The sequence below is a fragment of the Lachnoanaerobaculum sp. Marseille-Q4761 genome (assembly GCF_017565785.1).
GTDB lineage: Bacteria > Bacillota > Clostridia > Lachnospirales > Lachnospiraceae > Lachnoanaerobaculum.
The window spans coordinates 80587-94898 of sequence record NZ_JAGEKB010000004.1; the positions used below are offsets into that span (position 1 = coordinate 80587).

15 protein-coding genes are annotated in these 14312 nt (G+C 38.8%); 2 read left to right on the top strand and 13 right to left on the bottom strand.

Annotation, left to right across the window (positions count from 1 at the left end; genetic code table 11):
* Positions 1-66: 66 nt before the first annotated feature.
* The 4 genes from J4O15_RS15085 to J4O15_RS15100 are packed head-to-tail and all read right to left on the bottom strand — an operon-like array spanning position 67 to position 3484.
* Positions 67-1842, bottom strand: a complete 1776-nt coding sequence (locus J4O15_RS15085) for a VirD4-like conjugal transfer protein, CD1115 family (protein ID WP_009220356.1) — start codon at positions 1840-1842, stop codon at positions 67-69.
* Positions 1839-2321, bottom strand: coding sequence for a PcfB family protein (locus J4O15_RS15090; RefSeq protein WP_009220355.1), 483 nt, complete (start codon positions 2319-2321; stop codon positions 1839-1841). Before J4O15_RS15090 ends, J4O15_RS15085 begins: the two co-directional genes overlap by 4 nt.
* 41 nt (positions 2322-2362) lie before the next feature.
* The gene (locus tag J4O15_RS15095) at positions 2363-2575 is read right to left on the bottom strand and encodes a DUF5348 domain-containing protein (RefSeq protein ID WP_009220354.1); all 213 of its coding nucleotides are present in this window, start codon (positions 2573-2575) and stop codon (positions 2363-2365) included.
* Between the two features lie 12 nt (positions 2576-2587).
* Positions 2588-3484: a DUF6017 domain-containing protein gene (locus J4O15_RS15100; RefSeq protein ID WP_009220353.1), complete on the bottom strand. Its 897-nt coding sequence runs from the start codon at positions 3482-3484 to the stop codon at positions 2588-2590.
* A gap of 549 nt (positions 3485-4033) precedes the next feature.
* Here J4O15_RS15100 and J4O15_RS15105 point away from each other — a divergent pair.
* Positions 4034-4402 carry a RidA family protein gene (locus J4O15_RS15105; protein WP_009220352.1) on the top strand — a complete coding sequence of 123 codons (369 nt, stop codon included), beginning with the start codon at positions 4034-4036 and terminating at the stop codon, positions 4400-4402.
* A 298-nt stretch (positions 4403-4700) separates the two neighbouring features.
* A complete protein-coding gene (locus tag J4O15_RS15110; RefSeq protein WP_208101377.1) occupies positions 4701-5591 on the top strand; it encodes an SH3 domain-containing protein in 891 nt (296 codons plus the stop codon).
* A 55-nt stretch (positions 5592-5646) separates the two neighbouring features.
* On the opposite strand, the gene moaC is transcribed toward J4O15_RS15110, so the two are convergent.
* From moaC to hydA, 9 genes are all read right to left on the bottom strand, one after another.
* Complete coding sequence (moaC, locus tag J4O15_RS15115; protein ID WP_208101379.1) at positions 5647-6111, bottom strand: cyclic pyranopterin monophosphate synthase MoaC; 465 nt, start codon at positions 6109-6111, stop codon at positions 5647-5649.
* Between the two features lie 12 nt (positions 6112-6123).
* Positions 6124-7155, bottom strand: coding sequence for a sulfate/molybdate ABC transporter ATP-binding protein (locus J4O15_RS15120; RefSeq protein ID WP_208101381.1), 1032 nt, complete (start codon positions 7153-7155; stop codon positions 6124-6126).
* A 1-nt stretch (position 7156) separates the two neighbouring features.
* The gene (modB, locus tag J4O15_RS15125; RefSeq protein WP_208101430.1) at positions 7157-7825 is read right to left on the bottom strand and encodes a molybdate ABC transporter permease subunit; all 669 of its coding nucleotides are present in this window, start codon (positions 7823-7825) and stop codon (positions 7157-7159) included.
* Complete coding sequence (modA, locus tag J4O15_RS15130; RefSeq protein ID WP_208101383.1) at positions 7818-8726, bottom strand: molybdate ABC transporter substrate-binding protein; 909 nt, start codon at positions 8724-8726, stop codon at positions 7818-7820. Before modA ends, modB begins: the two co-directional genes overlap by 8 nt.
* Before the next feature lie 26 nt (positions 8727-8752).
* Positions 8753-9682: a molybdopterin adenylyltransferase gene (mog, locus tag J4O15_RS15135; protein WP_208101385.1), complete on the bottom strand. Its 930-nt coding sequence runs from the start codon at positions 9680-9682 to the stop codon at positions 8753-8755.
* 4 nt (positions 9683-9686) lie between these two features.
* Positions 9687-10658, bottom strand: coding sequence for a GTP 3',8-cyclase MoaA (moaA, locus tag J4O15_RS15140; RefSeq protein WP_208101387.1), 972 nt, complete (start codon positions 10656-10658; stop codon positions 9687-9689).
* A gap of 8 nt (positions 10659-10666) precedes the next feature.
* Positions 10667-11695, bottom strand: coding sequence for an XdhC family protein (locus tag J4O15_RS15145; protein WP_208101389.1), 1029 nt, complete (start codon positions 11693-11695; stop codon positions 10667-10669).
* Positions 11696-11714: 19 nt separating this feature from the next.
* Positions 11715-12746, bottom strand: coding sequence for a molybdopterin-binding protein (locus J4O15_RS15150; protein WP_208101391.1), 1032 nt, complete (start codon positions 12744-12746; stop codon positions 11715-11717).
* Between the two features lie 162 nt (positions 12747-12908).
* Entirely contained in the window at positions 12909-14300 is a 1392-nt protein-coding gene (gene hydA, locus J4O15_RS15155; protein WP_208101394.1) for a dihydropyrimidinase, read from the bottom strand.
* Positions 14301-14312 lie beyond the last annotated feature (12 nt).

A 14312-nucleotide genomic window follows, 5' to 3' on the forward strand; every position in this document is an offset into this window, starting at 1 on the left:
GTTTAGGCGTCAGGCGCCCGCGCTCTATATACTGCTGTCTTATAGATCAAGTTTTTCCTCCTTCTTTTATTCTTCCGTCAATTTCTCCGCATCGATTTCATAGTAGTCAAAGACTTCATTTTGTCTTACGACTGCGGGGCGGCGTTTGATATACCTTTCCGCATCAAAAGAGTTTTTCTTGTCATAGTCGGAAAGGTATTTGTAATTGGGATGGGCTGTAATATCGTACTTATCCGAAAAGAACGGTCTTACACCTCTTATTTGCAGGATGCACTTTCCGCCGTCCATTACCGCGATTTCATCCTGCGTCATAAGTTCTTTACCGAGCTTTTGATAGTTCAGTCCGTGAGATAATTCCCGTCCTCTTGTTTCAGAGGTGTTAAAGCTGTCGATGGTTTCTTTACCGAGTATTTCAGATACGTCCTTTAACGTTGTTTTTTCCTTGCCTCCAAGAAAGAGGAAGCTGTCGCAGTTTCCGACAATGGTGTCTGCATTTTCCTTATATATGGCTTTAAGCTGGGACTGGGACTGTAAAATAATAGAAGCCGATATTTCACGGCTTCGGATGGTGGCAATGAGCTTTTCAAACTTTGGAATCTGCCCGATATTTGCAAACTCATCAAGCAGACAGCGAACATGAACAGGCAGCCTTCCGTCGTACACATCATCGGCTTTGTCGCAGAGAAGATTAAATAGCTGGGTGTATAGAATACTTACAACAAAGTTAAAGGTATCATCGGTGTCGCTTATGATAACAAAGAGTGCGGTTTTTCGATCTCCTATGGTATCAAGCTCCATTTCGTCCTTTTCAAATAGCTCTCTAAGCTCTCTAATGTCAAAGGGGGCAAGTCGGGCGCCGCAGGAAATTAAGATTGAGGATCTTGTTTTTCCGGTGGAAAGCAGAAATTTCTTATACTGCCTTACCGCAAAATGCTCCGGATCTTTTTCCTCTAATCTCTGAAACATAAGGTCAACAGGGCTTTGAAATTCCGGATCGTCCTCTCTTGCCTCCGATGCGTTTATCATTTCAAGAAGCGTGGTGAAATTCTTTTCTTCCTCCGGTGCTTCATAGAAGATATATCCGATCAGTGCAGAGTAGAAAAGACGTTCCGATTTGGTCCAGAAGTCCTCGGCGGCTTTTTCGCCGTCGCCTTTGGTGTTCATAATGATTGTATTTACCAGCTTCAAAATATCCTTTTCGCTTCGGATATATGAGAAAGGGTTATACCTCATAGACTTTTTGAAATTGATGGTATTCAGCACCTTAATCTTATATCCGCCTCGCTGCAGAAGCTTTCCGCAGGAGAGAAGAAGCTCGCCTTTCGGGTCGGTAACTACATAAGAGCTGTGCATCTGCATAAGGGACGGCTTTACAAAAAACCGCGTCTTTCCGCTGCCTGATCCTCCGACAACAAGGATGTTTTTGTTTCTTGCGTACTTCGGATTTTTCGGACGGCTATTCATGGTAATGCACTCCGTTTTAGTAAGAGGAATGTTATTTCTAAAGACCGGATCGACGTATGGTTTAATGTCTTTTTTATTTCCAAAACGGGCGGATCCGTACTCTGTTCCTTTCCTATATTTCTTTGCATTTTTGCCTTTTACATAGACAGCAAAACGAATAAGTGCCGCCGCTATGATCCCTATCAAAAGATCGGATAAATGAAAGCTGATAAGGGGAAAAGAGAAGGCTTCTGTTAAACCCTTTGGAAAATGCAGAAGCTTTGTTCCCATATCCATTCCGTAGGATAAGCGAAAGCCCTGTGCTATTTTGTCAAAGAGATAGACAAAGACCAGATACGGCAGATGCAGTAAAATTTGTTTCTTTGTTTCTTCCGTCATCGTTCAATCCCCATGTCCTTATTTTTTACAACCTCCCGTCCTTTGTTTATTGCCTTTGCCTGCTCCTTAAAGGTGGAAAGCACTTTTCTTACAGAGGGGAGCTTTTCTTTTGTGAGTTTCTTTTTTGAAAACTCGTCAAATGCCGCCTTTAGAACATCCGCATCCCGTCCCTTGAAAAATACAAGGTGGCGGGGCGGCGAAGTGCTTCTGTCTTTTTTTAGGGCAAAGTCGATTCCGTATTTCTTTGCGGTCGCTTCAAAGGCTTTGATATTCTCATCTGTGATTTCAATGTTGGAAACGCCGGCATTCTGTTTCATAAGCTGCTTTAGGCTTTGCTTTCCGTGAGGAAGCTGCCGCCTTGCTTCCTGTTTTTTTATTTCGGCAAGAAATATCTTCATTGCCTTTTGTAATAGCCTTGCCGTTATTTTTCCGCCCTTGATATACAGGGCGATTACTTTTTCATTTATTTCTTCCTGCAAATTTCCTCCTCCTTTCTCCGCTTCCTACGCGGCTATATGAATTAAATTCGTACCAAAAGTCCGTTTAAGTCCTCGGTGCGTATGCCCGTAAGATACCAGTTATTGCCGTACTCCATTCGAGCGGGCTTCCACTTGCCGCGGGTGAATACCTCAAGACAGTCCCCGCAGTGCAGCCCTCCGTAATATTCGGTTAAGTCAAAACGAATGTCATAGCGGTCGCGGTATTCATCAAAGATAAGGGTTCCCTGTTTCATAAATTTTCTCCTTTAGAAGTCATTTCTTCCGTACATATCGTGATTAACAAGCGCGGTGTAATAGTTTCCTATTGTTGACGGGGCGTTGAAAAGCACTGCCTTTAGATACTGCTTGATGTTTCTTACCTTTGTGGTGTTCTCCTGCATACAGTCAAGAACAAATTCAATGTGGCTGCTGTTAAGCTTCATGAATTTTGCCTTTACAAGCTCCGCAGGGTACTCATCACCTGCAATTAAGATTTTCTTTCTTTTGCTGCATACTGTTTCAAGAATGAGGTCAAGGATTTCATCAATACGATCACGGTCAAGGCGTTTTGCATTTATGAGGTGTTCATACTCGATATTGTCCTTGATAATTTCTTCATAGATTTTGTATGCGTCTTTCTCTTCCTTTCCGTCCTGTTCCGGTAAGGACTTCTCCAAAGGAGAGGGGTCAGGGGAAAGGATAGGAATGGAATCGGTATTCAATCCATCTTTATTTCTTTCTTCTTTTTTTGATAGATCTGTATTTTGTATATCTTTATTTAATTGCGTTGGATTTTCCGATATCGGATTATCCGCTTTCGGTTTTTCCAATATCGGCTTATCCGATGTTGGATTTTCCAATACCGGACTAATCGGCTGCTCATAAATGGTGTAGGTAATGGCTGTCATTTTTCCTTTTTCATCTCTGCCTTGCGACCTTTCGATATATCCCGCTTTTTCAAGCTCCAAGACTGCGGTACGAATGGCATCAATGCTTTCCTTGTTGATATGGGATAGTCCCGCAAGGGTATAGTCCCAGTTTTCAGGAAGTGAAAGCATTTGAGAAAGCAGGCCCTTTGCCTTTAGGGTCAGTTCCTTATTTCGCAGATGATGGTTGCTCATGACGGTATAGCCCTTGTTTTTCTCTACTCTGAAAACTGCCATGATCTTAGCTCCTTTCATTTTTTATTTGTTACGCAGTGAAAGGGCGATTTTGAGGGAAAAGGTATATTCCCTTTACTTTGTCAAAACCGTCCTCTGAAAGCCTTGTATTTCAAGCCCTGATTGGCTTCTACTTCGTAACATGGGCATAAAAAAAGCGGTGTTCTTATACTTCCTTTACAGAAGCGAAAGATCACCGCTTTTACGATTTCCTATTTAATTTTGATCCCTGCAACATACCTTACGGCATCTGTGGTAAAATACCTTTATTCGCAAGAGTTTTTACAGCACATCAAGGCTTTTTCCTCAAAAGTAGTAAATTGGTAGTAAATTCAATCTGTTCTCTTGCAAATATCCTTGTATTTCAAGGGGTTTGAGGGTTAATTATTAAAGTTTTATATAATATGAAATATATTATCTGTTTTAAAAAGTACGGTGATTTTAGTAAATGTTTTATTTCCACAAATAAATTTATATCTAATATAAAAAAGAGGCTGTACAAATCTAAAATTTGTTATAAAATATATATAATAAAAAGAAAAGGAGAGTTACATGAAAGTAATTGATACAAAAAATGCACCGGGTGCTATCGGACCATATTCACAGGGATTTATTACAAACGGACTTGTTTTTACATCAGGACAGATTCCTGTTAATCCTGAAAACGGTGAGGTTCCTGAGGGTATCACAGCACAGACAGAGCAAAGCTGTAAGAATGTAGCCGCTATACTTGAAGCTGCAGGTTCAGGAATGGATAAGGTAGTTAAGACAACCTGCTTCCTTGCAGATATTGCCGATTTTGCCGCATTCAATGAAGTATATGCAAAGTATTTTATTTCAAAGCCTGCAAGAAGCTGTTTCGCTGTTAGAGATCTCCCAAAGGGAGTTCTTTGCGAAATCGAGTGCATCGCTGAAGCATAATCAAATAATTTAATAATTAAAAGGACTGTTTCTTTAAGATATGCAGTAGATTAATCTGCCGGCATTGATTGTAACAGTCCTTTTTTGCCCCTATATTCATTCTTTACGGATTATTAAACAAAATCTGTACAGTAATTAACTGAACTGTAACAAATTTTATTCCCTTTTTTACGAATAATTCTCACTAAATATTGTCTTTTATATGGATTATATTGTATAATAAAGCTAGGTTTCTGTGAGCTTTGTATTTACACTTTTATTCACAGATATATAAATGATTTTAGAGGAGGTTTACCTAATGGCAAACTCAGCTACTCGCAGTGCTTGGCAGCAGATTCAAGCAGGGGTTTATGATACAGAGAAGCTTTTAACCAATCAGGAATATAATTTATCCATGATTAAAGCCAGACAAACCCTGGAGATAATAATAAAGCAACTCAGCGGAAGAGAGGATGAAGAAGATCAAAGTCTGGCTGATATTATAGACTCTTTATATACAAACAATATTATTTCAAAAACATCATGTGAGCATTATCATAAAATTCGTGCCATAGGGAATAAGGCTGTACATGAAAATAATGATGACGGATATAATGCAACTATTGCATATCAGTTACTCTCAGAAGAGGTACAGACCTTTATACATGATTATTCTCCTAAAAAGACCAGAATAAGTCCTGTTATAACACCTGTCAGAAATGACAATATTCAAAGAAGACAAAGTGTTTCAGCTACAGAAAGTACACCAAAAAGAAAGGTTGTCAGAAAAACTTCCAAGAATAAGAAAAGACCTACCGTAAACACCTCCGATCTTGCAAAGGTTGCTGTAGGCTTTGTTATATTGCTTATTCTGATTTTCCTTTTCAGATCGCTTAATCCTTTTAAGAATAATAAAAAGACAACAACAACTACTACCACCACCGCAGCCACTTCCGGAGAAAGTTCCGACAGTTCAGAGACTAATTCTGAAACTTCCACAGAAGCCGCTGCCGCTGCAAGTACAAAATATGTCACTACGGCAAAGTTGAATGTTCGTTCCGCTCCAAGCCGTGACGGTGATATACTTGCTACTTTAAATGTGGGCGTTACTGTGGACTATGCCGGCGAGCATGATTCCACATGGTCTATAATCAATTATAATGGCGGACAGGCTTATGTAGCCACCGCATATATTAAACCGGCACAATAAATAATAAAGACTATAGCATATGAGCCCGGCTCAAAATGCTATAGTCTTTTTAAAATTAAAAATGAAAATCTCCGCTCTTACCACCTGTCTTTTCCACAAGGTGAATATCGCTTATCAACATCCTTTTATCTATGGCTTTACACATATCATATATGGTAAGAAGTGCTATATTAACTCCCATCAGAGCCTCCATCTCAACTCCTGTTTGACCTGTGGTCTTTGCCATAGAAAATACCGCTATATCATTTCCCTCTATTTCAAAAGTTATCTTTGAACTTGTAAGATTTATATTATGGCACATAGGTATAAGTTCGGAGGTTCTTTTTTGTCCCATAATACCTGCCACCTGTGCCACTGTAAGTACATCACCTTTTTTTATTTTTCTGCCTCTTATGGCTTCCATAGCCTCATCACAAAGGGTGATTCTCCCTGTAGCAATGGCAACTCTGTCGGTAGCTTCCTTATCTGAAACATCCACCATCACCGCATTTTTATTATCATCAAAATGTGTAAATTCCATATATTCTCCAATCTATCTTAACAGTAATATATTTTCTTCATCTATTTTCAGTAAGTCGGGCAAACCCTTTTTATCAATCTTTTCCTTGATATCCTTTTGTACAAGCCAGGTAATATCGCCGTCACCATCTGTATTCAGATAATAATTATCCTCAAAAGGCAGCTTGGCGGTACTCTTTAAATTAAACTTAATTATATTGCCCTTTTCTTCACCCCACACAGGCTTAAATTCATGTGCCCTTATCCCTATGGCAGTTACATCCTTTGGCAGCTTGTATGAAAACTCAAACTGTACTCCCCAATCTGTCGCCTCTATTATATTTTCGGAAATATATCTTATATCCGAGATGTTTTTACAACCTGTAAGTATGGCTGCATTCTTTGTCCCGGGATTTTTAAAAATATCCTTTGTCTTCCCGAGATTTGATATTTTACCCGAATCAATTACCATCATACTGTCACAAAGTCTGTATATTTCATCTCTGGAATGTGATACAAAGATTGCACTTCCTTTAAAATCAGATAAAACATCGGCTATCTCTTCCTGAATATGGTCTCTTAAATAAATATCCAATGCGGAAAATGCCTCATCAAATAGTAAAATATCCGGTTTTCTTATAAGTATCCTTGCCATTGCGACTCGGGCAGCCTGACCTCCGCTTATTTTATTCGGCTTTGAGTCCCTGATTTTTGTAAGTTCAAATTTTTCCAAAAACCCATCCACCTCTGTTCTGTTATTTTTATCAAGCCCTATAACAATATTTTCATATACACTCAAGTGGGGAAAGAGAGCGTAATTTTGAAAACAGTACCCTATATGTCTGTCTTGAGGCTTTATATCAATCTTTTTATTCGAATCAAATAACAGCACGTCGTCCAGTTTTATATAACCGCTGTCAGGTTTTTCTATACCTGCAAGCATCTTTAAAATCATGCTTTTTCCTGCACCCGAACCGCCAAGTATTCCTATTCTGTTGCTGTCTAATTTACATTCTATATTTAAAGTAAAATTATTAAGTTTCTTTTTTATATTTATATCAAGCATACTATCTCTGTATATACTCCATCAAAAGCATTATAAGGAATGCTATAAAAAGCACAATGCTTACCCATATTCCGGCTTCCAAATATTTCTGATTTTGCACAAGTATCGCTATCTGCTGTGATATGGTAGCGGTTTTCCCGGATATATTGCCTGCAAGCATGGATGTGGCACCGTATTCTCCTATGGCTCTGGCAAAACTTAGAATCGCTCCCGAAAAAAGTGAGGGAGATGCTATAGGACATACTATCTTAAAAAATATCTTAAACTCAGAAAGTCCAAGTGTTCTGCCTGCATATATAAGATTTTTATCAAGCTGTAAAAATGCCGATTTTGCGTTTTTATACATCAGCGGAAATGCAATGATAAAAGCCGCAATTACACAACCTGCAAAACTTTGCACTATCTTTATCTGAAAATTGCTGTATAAAAATATACCTACAGGTCTTCTTCTACTGAATATAAGAAGTAAAAAAAATCCCACTACCGTAGGAGGAAGCACCATCGGCAATGTAAGTATACTGTCAAACACAGCCATTACTCTTTTATTCATATACAGGCTCATATAGGCAAGCCCCACGCCCAGAAAAAAACATATTATTGTAGAAAGAAGCCCTATTTTTAGAGTTATAAAAAAAGGGCTCCAGTCTAAATGTACTAAAACATTACTCATATAAATATTTTTCAAATACCTTCTTAGCATCTTCCGACTTTAAATAGTCATAGAACTTGTCAGCCTCTGCACTTATTTTGTCATCTGCTTCATCATTGTTTACTCTTGCTAAAGGATATGTAATCTTTCCGGTAAGGTTTTCGTCCACCTTCTCGATAATCTTTACATCATCTTTTCCGTAAGTATCTGTAATATATACAAAGCCTACTTCACCGAATCCCTCTACAACCGATAAAAGTGTTTTTGTAACATTTGAGTTTTCTATTACTTCAAGACCAAGCTTTTCCTGAAGTTCGGCACCTGTGCTCTCCTTGCTGATTCCAAGGTCTGGATAAGACTTTGAAAGAGCCTCTCTTGCATAAGCACCTGCAGGTACTGTTGTCTCTCCTATAGAGATTGACTTTGCATCCTTTATATTTGCAATGCCTGTAACCTTTGTGTCCGATTCCTTCGGTGCTACTATACAAAGCTTATTGTGAAGCAGGTCTACATCTGTTCCTTCCTTGATAAATCCGCCTTCTTTTAACTTCTCCATCTGCTTCTTACCGGCGCTAAAGAAGATGTCGCATGCAAAGCCCTCTTCTATCTGTGTTTGAAGCTTACCTGAAGAATCTGTATTCAAATTGATTTTAACATCAGGATTTGCCTTATTATACTCGGTGATAATCTCTTCCATTGCGCCCTTTAATGATGCGGCCGCAAATACATTTATACCTGAAGCATCACCCATGCTCTCTGCCTTTGTTGTTTCCTCACTTGTTGCGGTTTCTTCTTTTGTTGTTTCTGTGGCGGTTGTGCTCTCGGCTGAGGTACTCTCTGTTGCCGCCTTTTGTCCGCCACAGCCTACTAATGTCAATGCTGTAACTACTCCCAAAACTTTAAACATATTTTTTAATCTCATAATTTTCTCCCTTTAAATAAAATTTATCAATCACTTTCTCTGCCGCTTAAAATTCCCAAGCCATGTTTTAGCGGTCCCATTATATAATCAATATTTTCTTTACATGCTTTCGGACTTCCCGGCAAATTTATTATCAGAGTATTTCCCCTTATCCCGGCTGTTTGACGGCTCAGCATTGCCTTTGGTGTAATAGTAAGTGAATAGCTTCTAAGCGCCTCTCCAATGCCCGGAACTTCTCTTTCCACAACCTGCTTTGTCGCCTCAGGTGTGACATCTCTTTTGGAAAATCCTGTTCCACCTGTAGTAAATACTAAATCCGCCTGTCTTTGATCGCTAAAATGCAGTAATTTTTTCACTATCTGACTTTTTTCATCAGGAACTATAATATAATCAACCACTTCCATCCCGGCAGCTTCCACAAGTTCCTTTATCATAGGACCTGATTTGTCCTCATATTCTCCCTTTGAAGCCCTGTCTGAAACGGTAATTATGCCCACTCTGTACGGTCCGTTTTCTTTTTCAATTATTTTTATAATATCTCCTTTTTGTACACATCCCTCCTTTAGTACCTCTGCAAAAATACCTTCTCTCGGCATAATGCAGTCTCCCATCTTTTTATATATATTGCAATGGCTGTGGCATTCCTTACCTATCTGTGTAACTCTAAGTTTTGCCTCTCCTATTTCAAGGACAGTTCCCACAGGCAGATTTCTTAAATCTATGCCGCCTACAATGATATTCTCTCCAAATGCACCGAAATCAACCTCCGCACCCTTTTTTCTAAAGGCGTCTATCTTTTCAAATGCCAAAAGACTTACCTGTCTATGCCATTTGCCTGCATGTGCATCTCCTTCAATACCCCAATCCTTCTTTAAAGCAATCTTTTCTACTTCCTTTTTTTCAGTTCCCTTTTTCTCACTGATACAGACTGCTAAAACCTCTGCTTTTATATCCATTTATTTATCCACCTATTTCCGACATGCCCTTTAACTCGCTGATTTTAGATATATCCTCAAAAGAATGTGCCAAAGGTTTTGACACTATACATTCATTTATTTTTTCTCTTAATATAGTATTTTTTTCATCTATGCTAAGTGAATCATCTTTTAAAATATCTTTTAAGTCAATATTTGAGTCATAACAAAGGCATGGCTTTAATTTGCCTGTAGATGTAAATCTGATTCTGTTACAGGCATCACAAAATTTGCCATGTATTGCACTGATAAATCCTATTGAACCTGTAAAACCCTCAAGTTTCATATACTTTGCAGGTCCGTTGCCATGGCGTCTTGTATCTTCTGTAATGATATACTTTTCTTTCATTCTTTCAAGGATTTCAAAATTGCTTACGCCCTTTGACTCCTTACCATGCCCTATCGGCATCATTTCTATAAATCTTATATTTACTCTGTCATTTTTTGCAAGTTCTATGATATCAAAGAGTTCATCATCATTGACACCCTTTTGAATAACCGTATTTATCTTTGTAGCGATTCCCGCTTTTATTGATGCTTCTATACCTGCCATCACATCTTCCAAAGCGTCCACACCTGCAATTTTTTTAAATTTCTCTCTGTCAAGAGAGTCCAGGCTTACATTTATACTTGAAATCCCGGCGGATTTTAGAGCATCGGCATATTTTAAAAGATAAAAACCGTTACTTGTCATAGTAATATCTTTTACATTGTCCAAATCATTAAGTCTTTTTATAAAATCAACTATGCCTTCTCTTACAAGAGGCTCACCTCCGGTTATTTTAAACTTGCTTATACCACATTCACTTGCCGCAAATGCAACCTGATATATTTCATCAAGGCTTAAAGTTTCCTCCACCTTCTTGGCTTCCGGCATACAATACGTACACCGGAAATTGCATTTATTGGTAACAGAGATTCGCATATAATCTATTTTTCTATTATAACTATCTCTCATATTTAATCTTAAACAAGCTCAAGCAATACTTCTATTCTTCCGCCGCAAACCATACCTTCAATGCTTGCTTCATCATCTGTGAGATCAACATGCAATAAATATGGCTGCATATCGTCATTATTTTTAAGTATCTCTTCCACCTTAACCATAATATCATGTTCCGCTTTTCCGCCACCTATAGTTCCGACAAAGCTTCCGTCTCTTAAGAATAATGCCTTTGATCCTACACCTCTCGGTGCGGAACCTTTTTTGCCTACTATTGTAGCCATGACCATTCTCTCATTGCTCTCCTCTATTCTTTCAAGCATTCCGTCTACATAGCCAACATTCTTATTCTTTGCATTCTTTACGGAGATTATTTCGGCAAAAATGGAGATTGCTATCTCTACCGGAGTCTCAGAGTTTATATCAAGACCAATCGGAGAGTAAATCTCATCAATTTTCTTCTCATCAAAGCCCTCACTTCTGATGGCATCCAACACAAAGCCCACTCTTCTCTTGGCACCCATCAAACCTATATAAGCATATGGCTTCTTTAATATTTCTCTGATACATTCCTTATCCCACTGATGCCCTCTGGTAACTACTACAAAATATGTATCATAATCCGACTCGAATTTTGCAAGCGCCGATGAAAAGTCCTCACAGCAAACTCTGTCTGCACCTGCATTCTTTGCCTTAGCTGCAAACTCTTCCCTGTCCTCTACAACCACCATCTCAAAGCCAAGCATCTGCCCCATCTTAATCATGGCTATACTTGTATGACCTGCACCGCAGATTACTATCTTACCGGTATTGCATATACGCTCTACATATACTTTATTACCGGATATCTCAATCATACCTGATTTATTTATTTCCTTTATCTGTGCAAGATTTTCATTAAAAAAACTTGTATCAGGACTTATCCATACCGGTTCGCCCTCTCTTATCACAGCCTTGCTGCCATAGTCCTTGTCACCTAATGCTGTAAATACAAATGTTCTTAACCCTTTTTTCTTTGACTCTTGTATTATTTTGTATAATTCCTTGTCCATATTCTCGCTCCTTTATAATTTATGACACACCAAATGAACAATTCGGGAATATACATACAGGGCAATGCATGCAATATCCGCCTACTCCCAAACAATCTATATCGGATTTTTCCACCTTTTCTCCTGCCATAATTCTTGGCAATACAATATCAAATATTGTTTTCTTTTCATACATTACACAGCCCGGAAGTCCCATAAAGGTAATATTTTCATTCTCACCGCCATAGGCAAGCATAAACATTGCACCGGGAAGCACCGGTGCACCATAAGTAATAACTCTGCTTGCATTCTGCCCTATAGCATAAGGTGTCTTATCATCAGGATCCACGCTCATTCCGCCTGTACAAAGTACTATATCTGCTCCTGCCGCCATGACCTTTTTGATGCACTCAATTTCCATCTCCACATCATCACTGCTTATCTCATGTGCTATAATTTCTGCACCGTATTGCTTCATCTTGTTTATAACCACAGGTGTAAATGTGTCCTTTATTCTACCGTAATACACCTCATTACCTGTAGTAACTATTCCGACTTTCTTTTGTCTGTACGGTAAAAGCTTAAAGAGCGGCTCACTGCCTACAACTTCCTTAGCCTTTTCCATTTTTTCTTTTTCTATTATAAGAGGTATAACTCTCATACCTGCCAGATGTTGACCGGCTTTAACAGGAAAATTATCATGTATGGTGGCAATCATCATCTCACCAATTGAATTGAGCTTATTGATCCTTTCCTTATCTATTTTTAAAAGTCCGTCACATTCTGCAATCAACTCCACCTTACCCTCTTTTATATCCGGATCTCTTGTAAGATGTTCATTCTTGCACATATCATAAAGCATCAGTGCCGCATCATTTTCATGCAGCATATTTTCATTTACTTCCCAGATATATATATGATCCTTACCCACTGAGAGAAGAACTTCCACATCTTCTTCCCTTATGATATGTCCCTTTCTGAATACAGGACCTTTTTTCTCACCCTTTATTATCTGAGTTATATCATGACAGAGCATATGCCCTACGGCATCTTTTGTATCAATCAGTCGCATATTTCCCCTTCTATGTAATAATCAGAAATTTAATACCGAGCATTCCATCCGCTATTACATCTACTTTTACACTTATATCAAAACATTATACTATAAAGTCGATAAAAACGCCATGATTTATTTTGTATTTAAATAAATCATGGCGTATATAAAATATATTCACTATAAAAACTTCTGATATGGCTTTCTCTCTAAGAACTTACCCTCAGGAATATCTTTGATCTTACCGTTGTCCACTATCTCGCTTCCTCTTAAGAACACCTTCTCGATATGTCCGCTAAGAATTCTGCCCTCAAGCGGAGCATAGTCACATTTTGAAACCTGAGTAGCTGCTGTAATCTTAGTCTGCGCCTTCGGATCCAGTATAACGATATCCGCATCAAAGCCTTCCTCTATAAAGCCCTTTCTGTCATAGAGCCCGTAGAGTTTTGCCGGATTTTCACAAAGTACCTCACACATCTTCTCTGCACTGATTCTACCGGCTGCAACACCCTCGGAGTACATCACAATACCCCTTGTTTCAACTCCAGGCATACCTCCGGGAATCTTTCTGAAATCTTCCGTTCCAAGTTTCTTTTGCTCAGATGTGAAAGAACAATGATCCGTTGCTACAGTCTGGATTTCTCCGTCTGCAATCGCCTTCCAAAGCTCATCAATATCTGACTGCTCTCTGAGCGGAGGCGCTATAACATACTTTGCTCCCTCAAATCCCGGAAGCTCATACAGAGCATTTGTCATAGTGAGGTATTGCGGACAAGTCTCGGCATATACCTTTTGCCCACGCTTTCTGGCAGCTCTTATCTCATCCAAACCTTCCTTGCAGGTCAAATGCACATCAATGATATCACTGCCTGCCACCTCTGCAAGATGAAGTATTCTGTCAATAGCCTCAGCCTCGGCTGCAGCCGGTCTGGTTTTATAATGAGAGGAAACTTTATTCTTTAATCCCGCTTCTACATATTCCTGTTGCATTGCAAAGATAAGTCCGGCATTCTCACAATGTACTCCGGTAATAGCACCAACTTCCTTAAGTCTTTGTATTACCTCAAAAGCCTCATTATCCTTTAAGAGAATATCGTATGTAAGATAGATTTTAAAAGTGGTCACACCCCTGTCCATCATATCCTGACATTCCTTTTTTGCCTCTTCATTCCAATCACTGATGGACATATGTATACCATAGTCACAGAACACACCGTCTTTAGCCTTTGCAAGCCAATTATCCATTCCTTCATTAAGGGTTTCACCCTTATACTGTGTACCGAAATCTATAATAACAGTAGTTCCGCCGCTTATAGCCGCTCTCGTTCCGGAATAAAAATTATCACAGGTCACAGTACCTGCCACATGCAAATCAAAATGTGTATGTGCATCTATAAATCCCGGAAAAACAAGCTTTCCGCCGGCATCTATTATCTTTGTATCGGCATCAAGCTTTACTGTTTCACCGGATTTAAGAATTTTACTTATTTTTTCATCTTCTATAAGTATATCTCCGACATAGCATTCTTTGGAATTTACTATTGTTCCGCCCTTTATAAAAATCCTCTTCATATTTTCTCCTTA

Excerpts from the sequence above, each read along its gene's own strand:
- J4O15_RS15085 (WP_009220356.1), bottom strand. The coding sequence starts at position 1,842 with ATGACGGAAGAAACAAAGAAACAAATTTTACTGCATCTGCCGTATCTG.
- J4O15_RS15095 (WP_009220354.1), bottom strand. The coding sequence starts at position 2,575 with ATGAAACAGGGAACCCTTATCTTTGATGAATACCGCGACCGCTATGAC.
- J4O15_RS15100 (WP_009220353.1), bottom strand. The coding sequence starts at position 3,484 with ATGGCAGTTTTCAGAGTAGAGAAAAACAAGGGCTATACCGTCATGAGC.
- J4O15_RS15105 (WP_009220352.1), top strand. The coding sequence starts at position 4,034 with ATGAAAGTAATTGATACAAAAAATGCACCGGGTGCTATCGGACCATAT.
- J4O15_RS15110 (WP_208101377.1), top strand. The coding sequence starts at position 4,701 with ATGGCAAACTCAGCTACTCGCAGTGCTTGGCAGCAGATTCAAGCAGGG.
- moaC (WP_208101379.1), bottom strand. The coding sequence starts at position 6,111 with ATGGAATTTACACATTTTGATGATAATAAAAATGCGGTGATGGTGGAT.
- J4O15_RS15120 (WP_208101381.1), bottom strand. The coding sequence starts at position 7,155 with ATGCTTGATATAAATATAAAAAAGAAACTTAATAATTTTACTTTAAAT.
- modB (WP_208101430.1), bottom strand. The coding sequence starts at position 7,825 with ATGAGTAATGTTTTAGTACATTTAGACTGGAGCCCTTTTTTTATAACT.
- modA (WP_208101383.1), bottom strand. The coding sequence starts at position 8,726 with ATGAGATTAAAAAATATGTTTAAAGTTTTGGGAGTAGTTACAGCATTG.
- mog (WP_208101385.1), bottom strand. The coding sequence starts at position 9,682 with ATGGATATAAAAGCAGAGGTTTTAGCAGTCTGTATCAGTGAGAAAAAG.
- moaA (WP_208101387.1), bottom strand. The coding sequence starts at position 10,658 with ATGAGAGATAGTTATAATAGAAAAATAGATTATATGCGAATCTCTGTT.
- J4O15_RS15145 (WP_208101389.1), bottom strand. The coding sequence starts at position 11,695 with ATGGACAAGGAATTATACAAAATAATACAAGAGTCAAAGAAAAAAGGG.
- J4O15_RS15150 (WP_208101391.1), bottom strand. The coding sequence starts at position 12,746 with ATGCGACTGATTGATACAAAAGATGCCGTAGGGCATATGCTCTGTCAT.
- hydA (WP_208101394.1), bottom strand. The coding sequence starts at position 14,300 with ATGAAGAGGATTTTTATAAAGGGCGGAACAATAGTAAATTCCAAAGAA.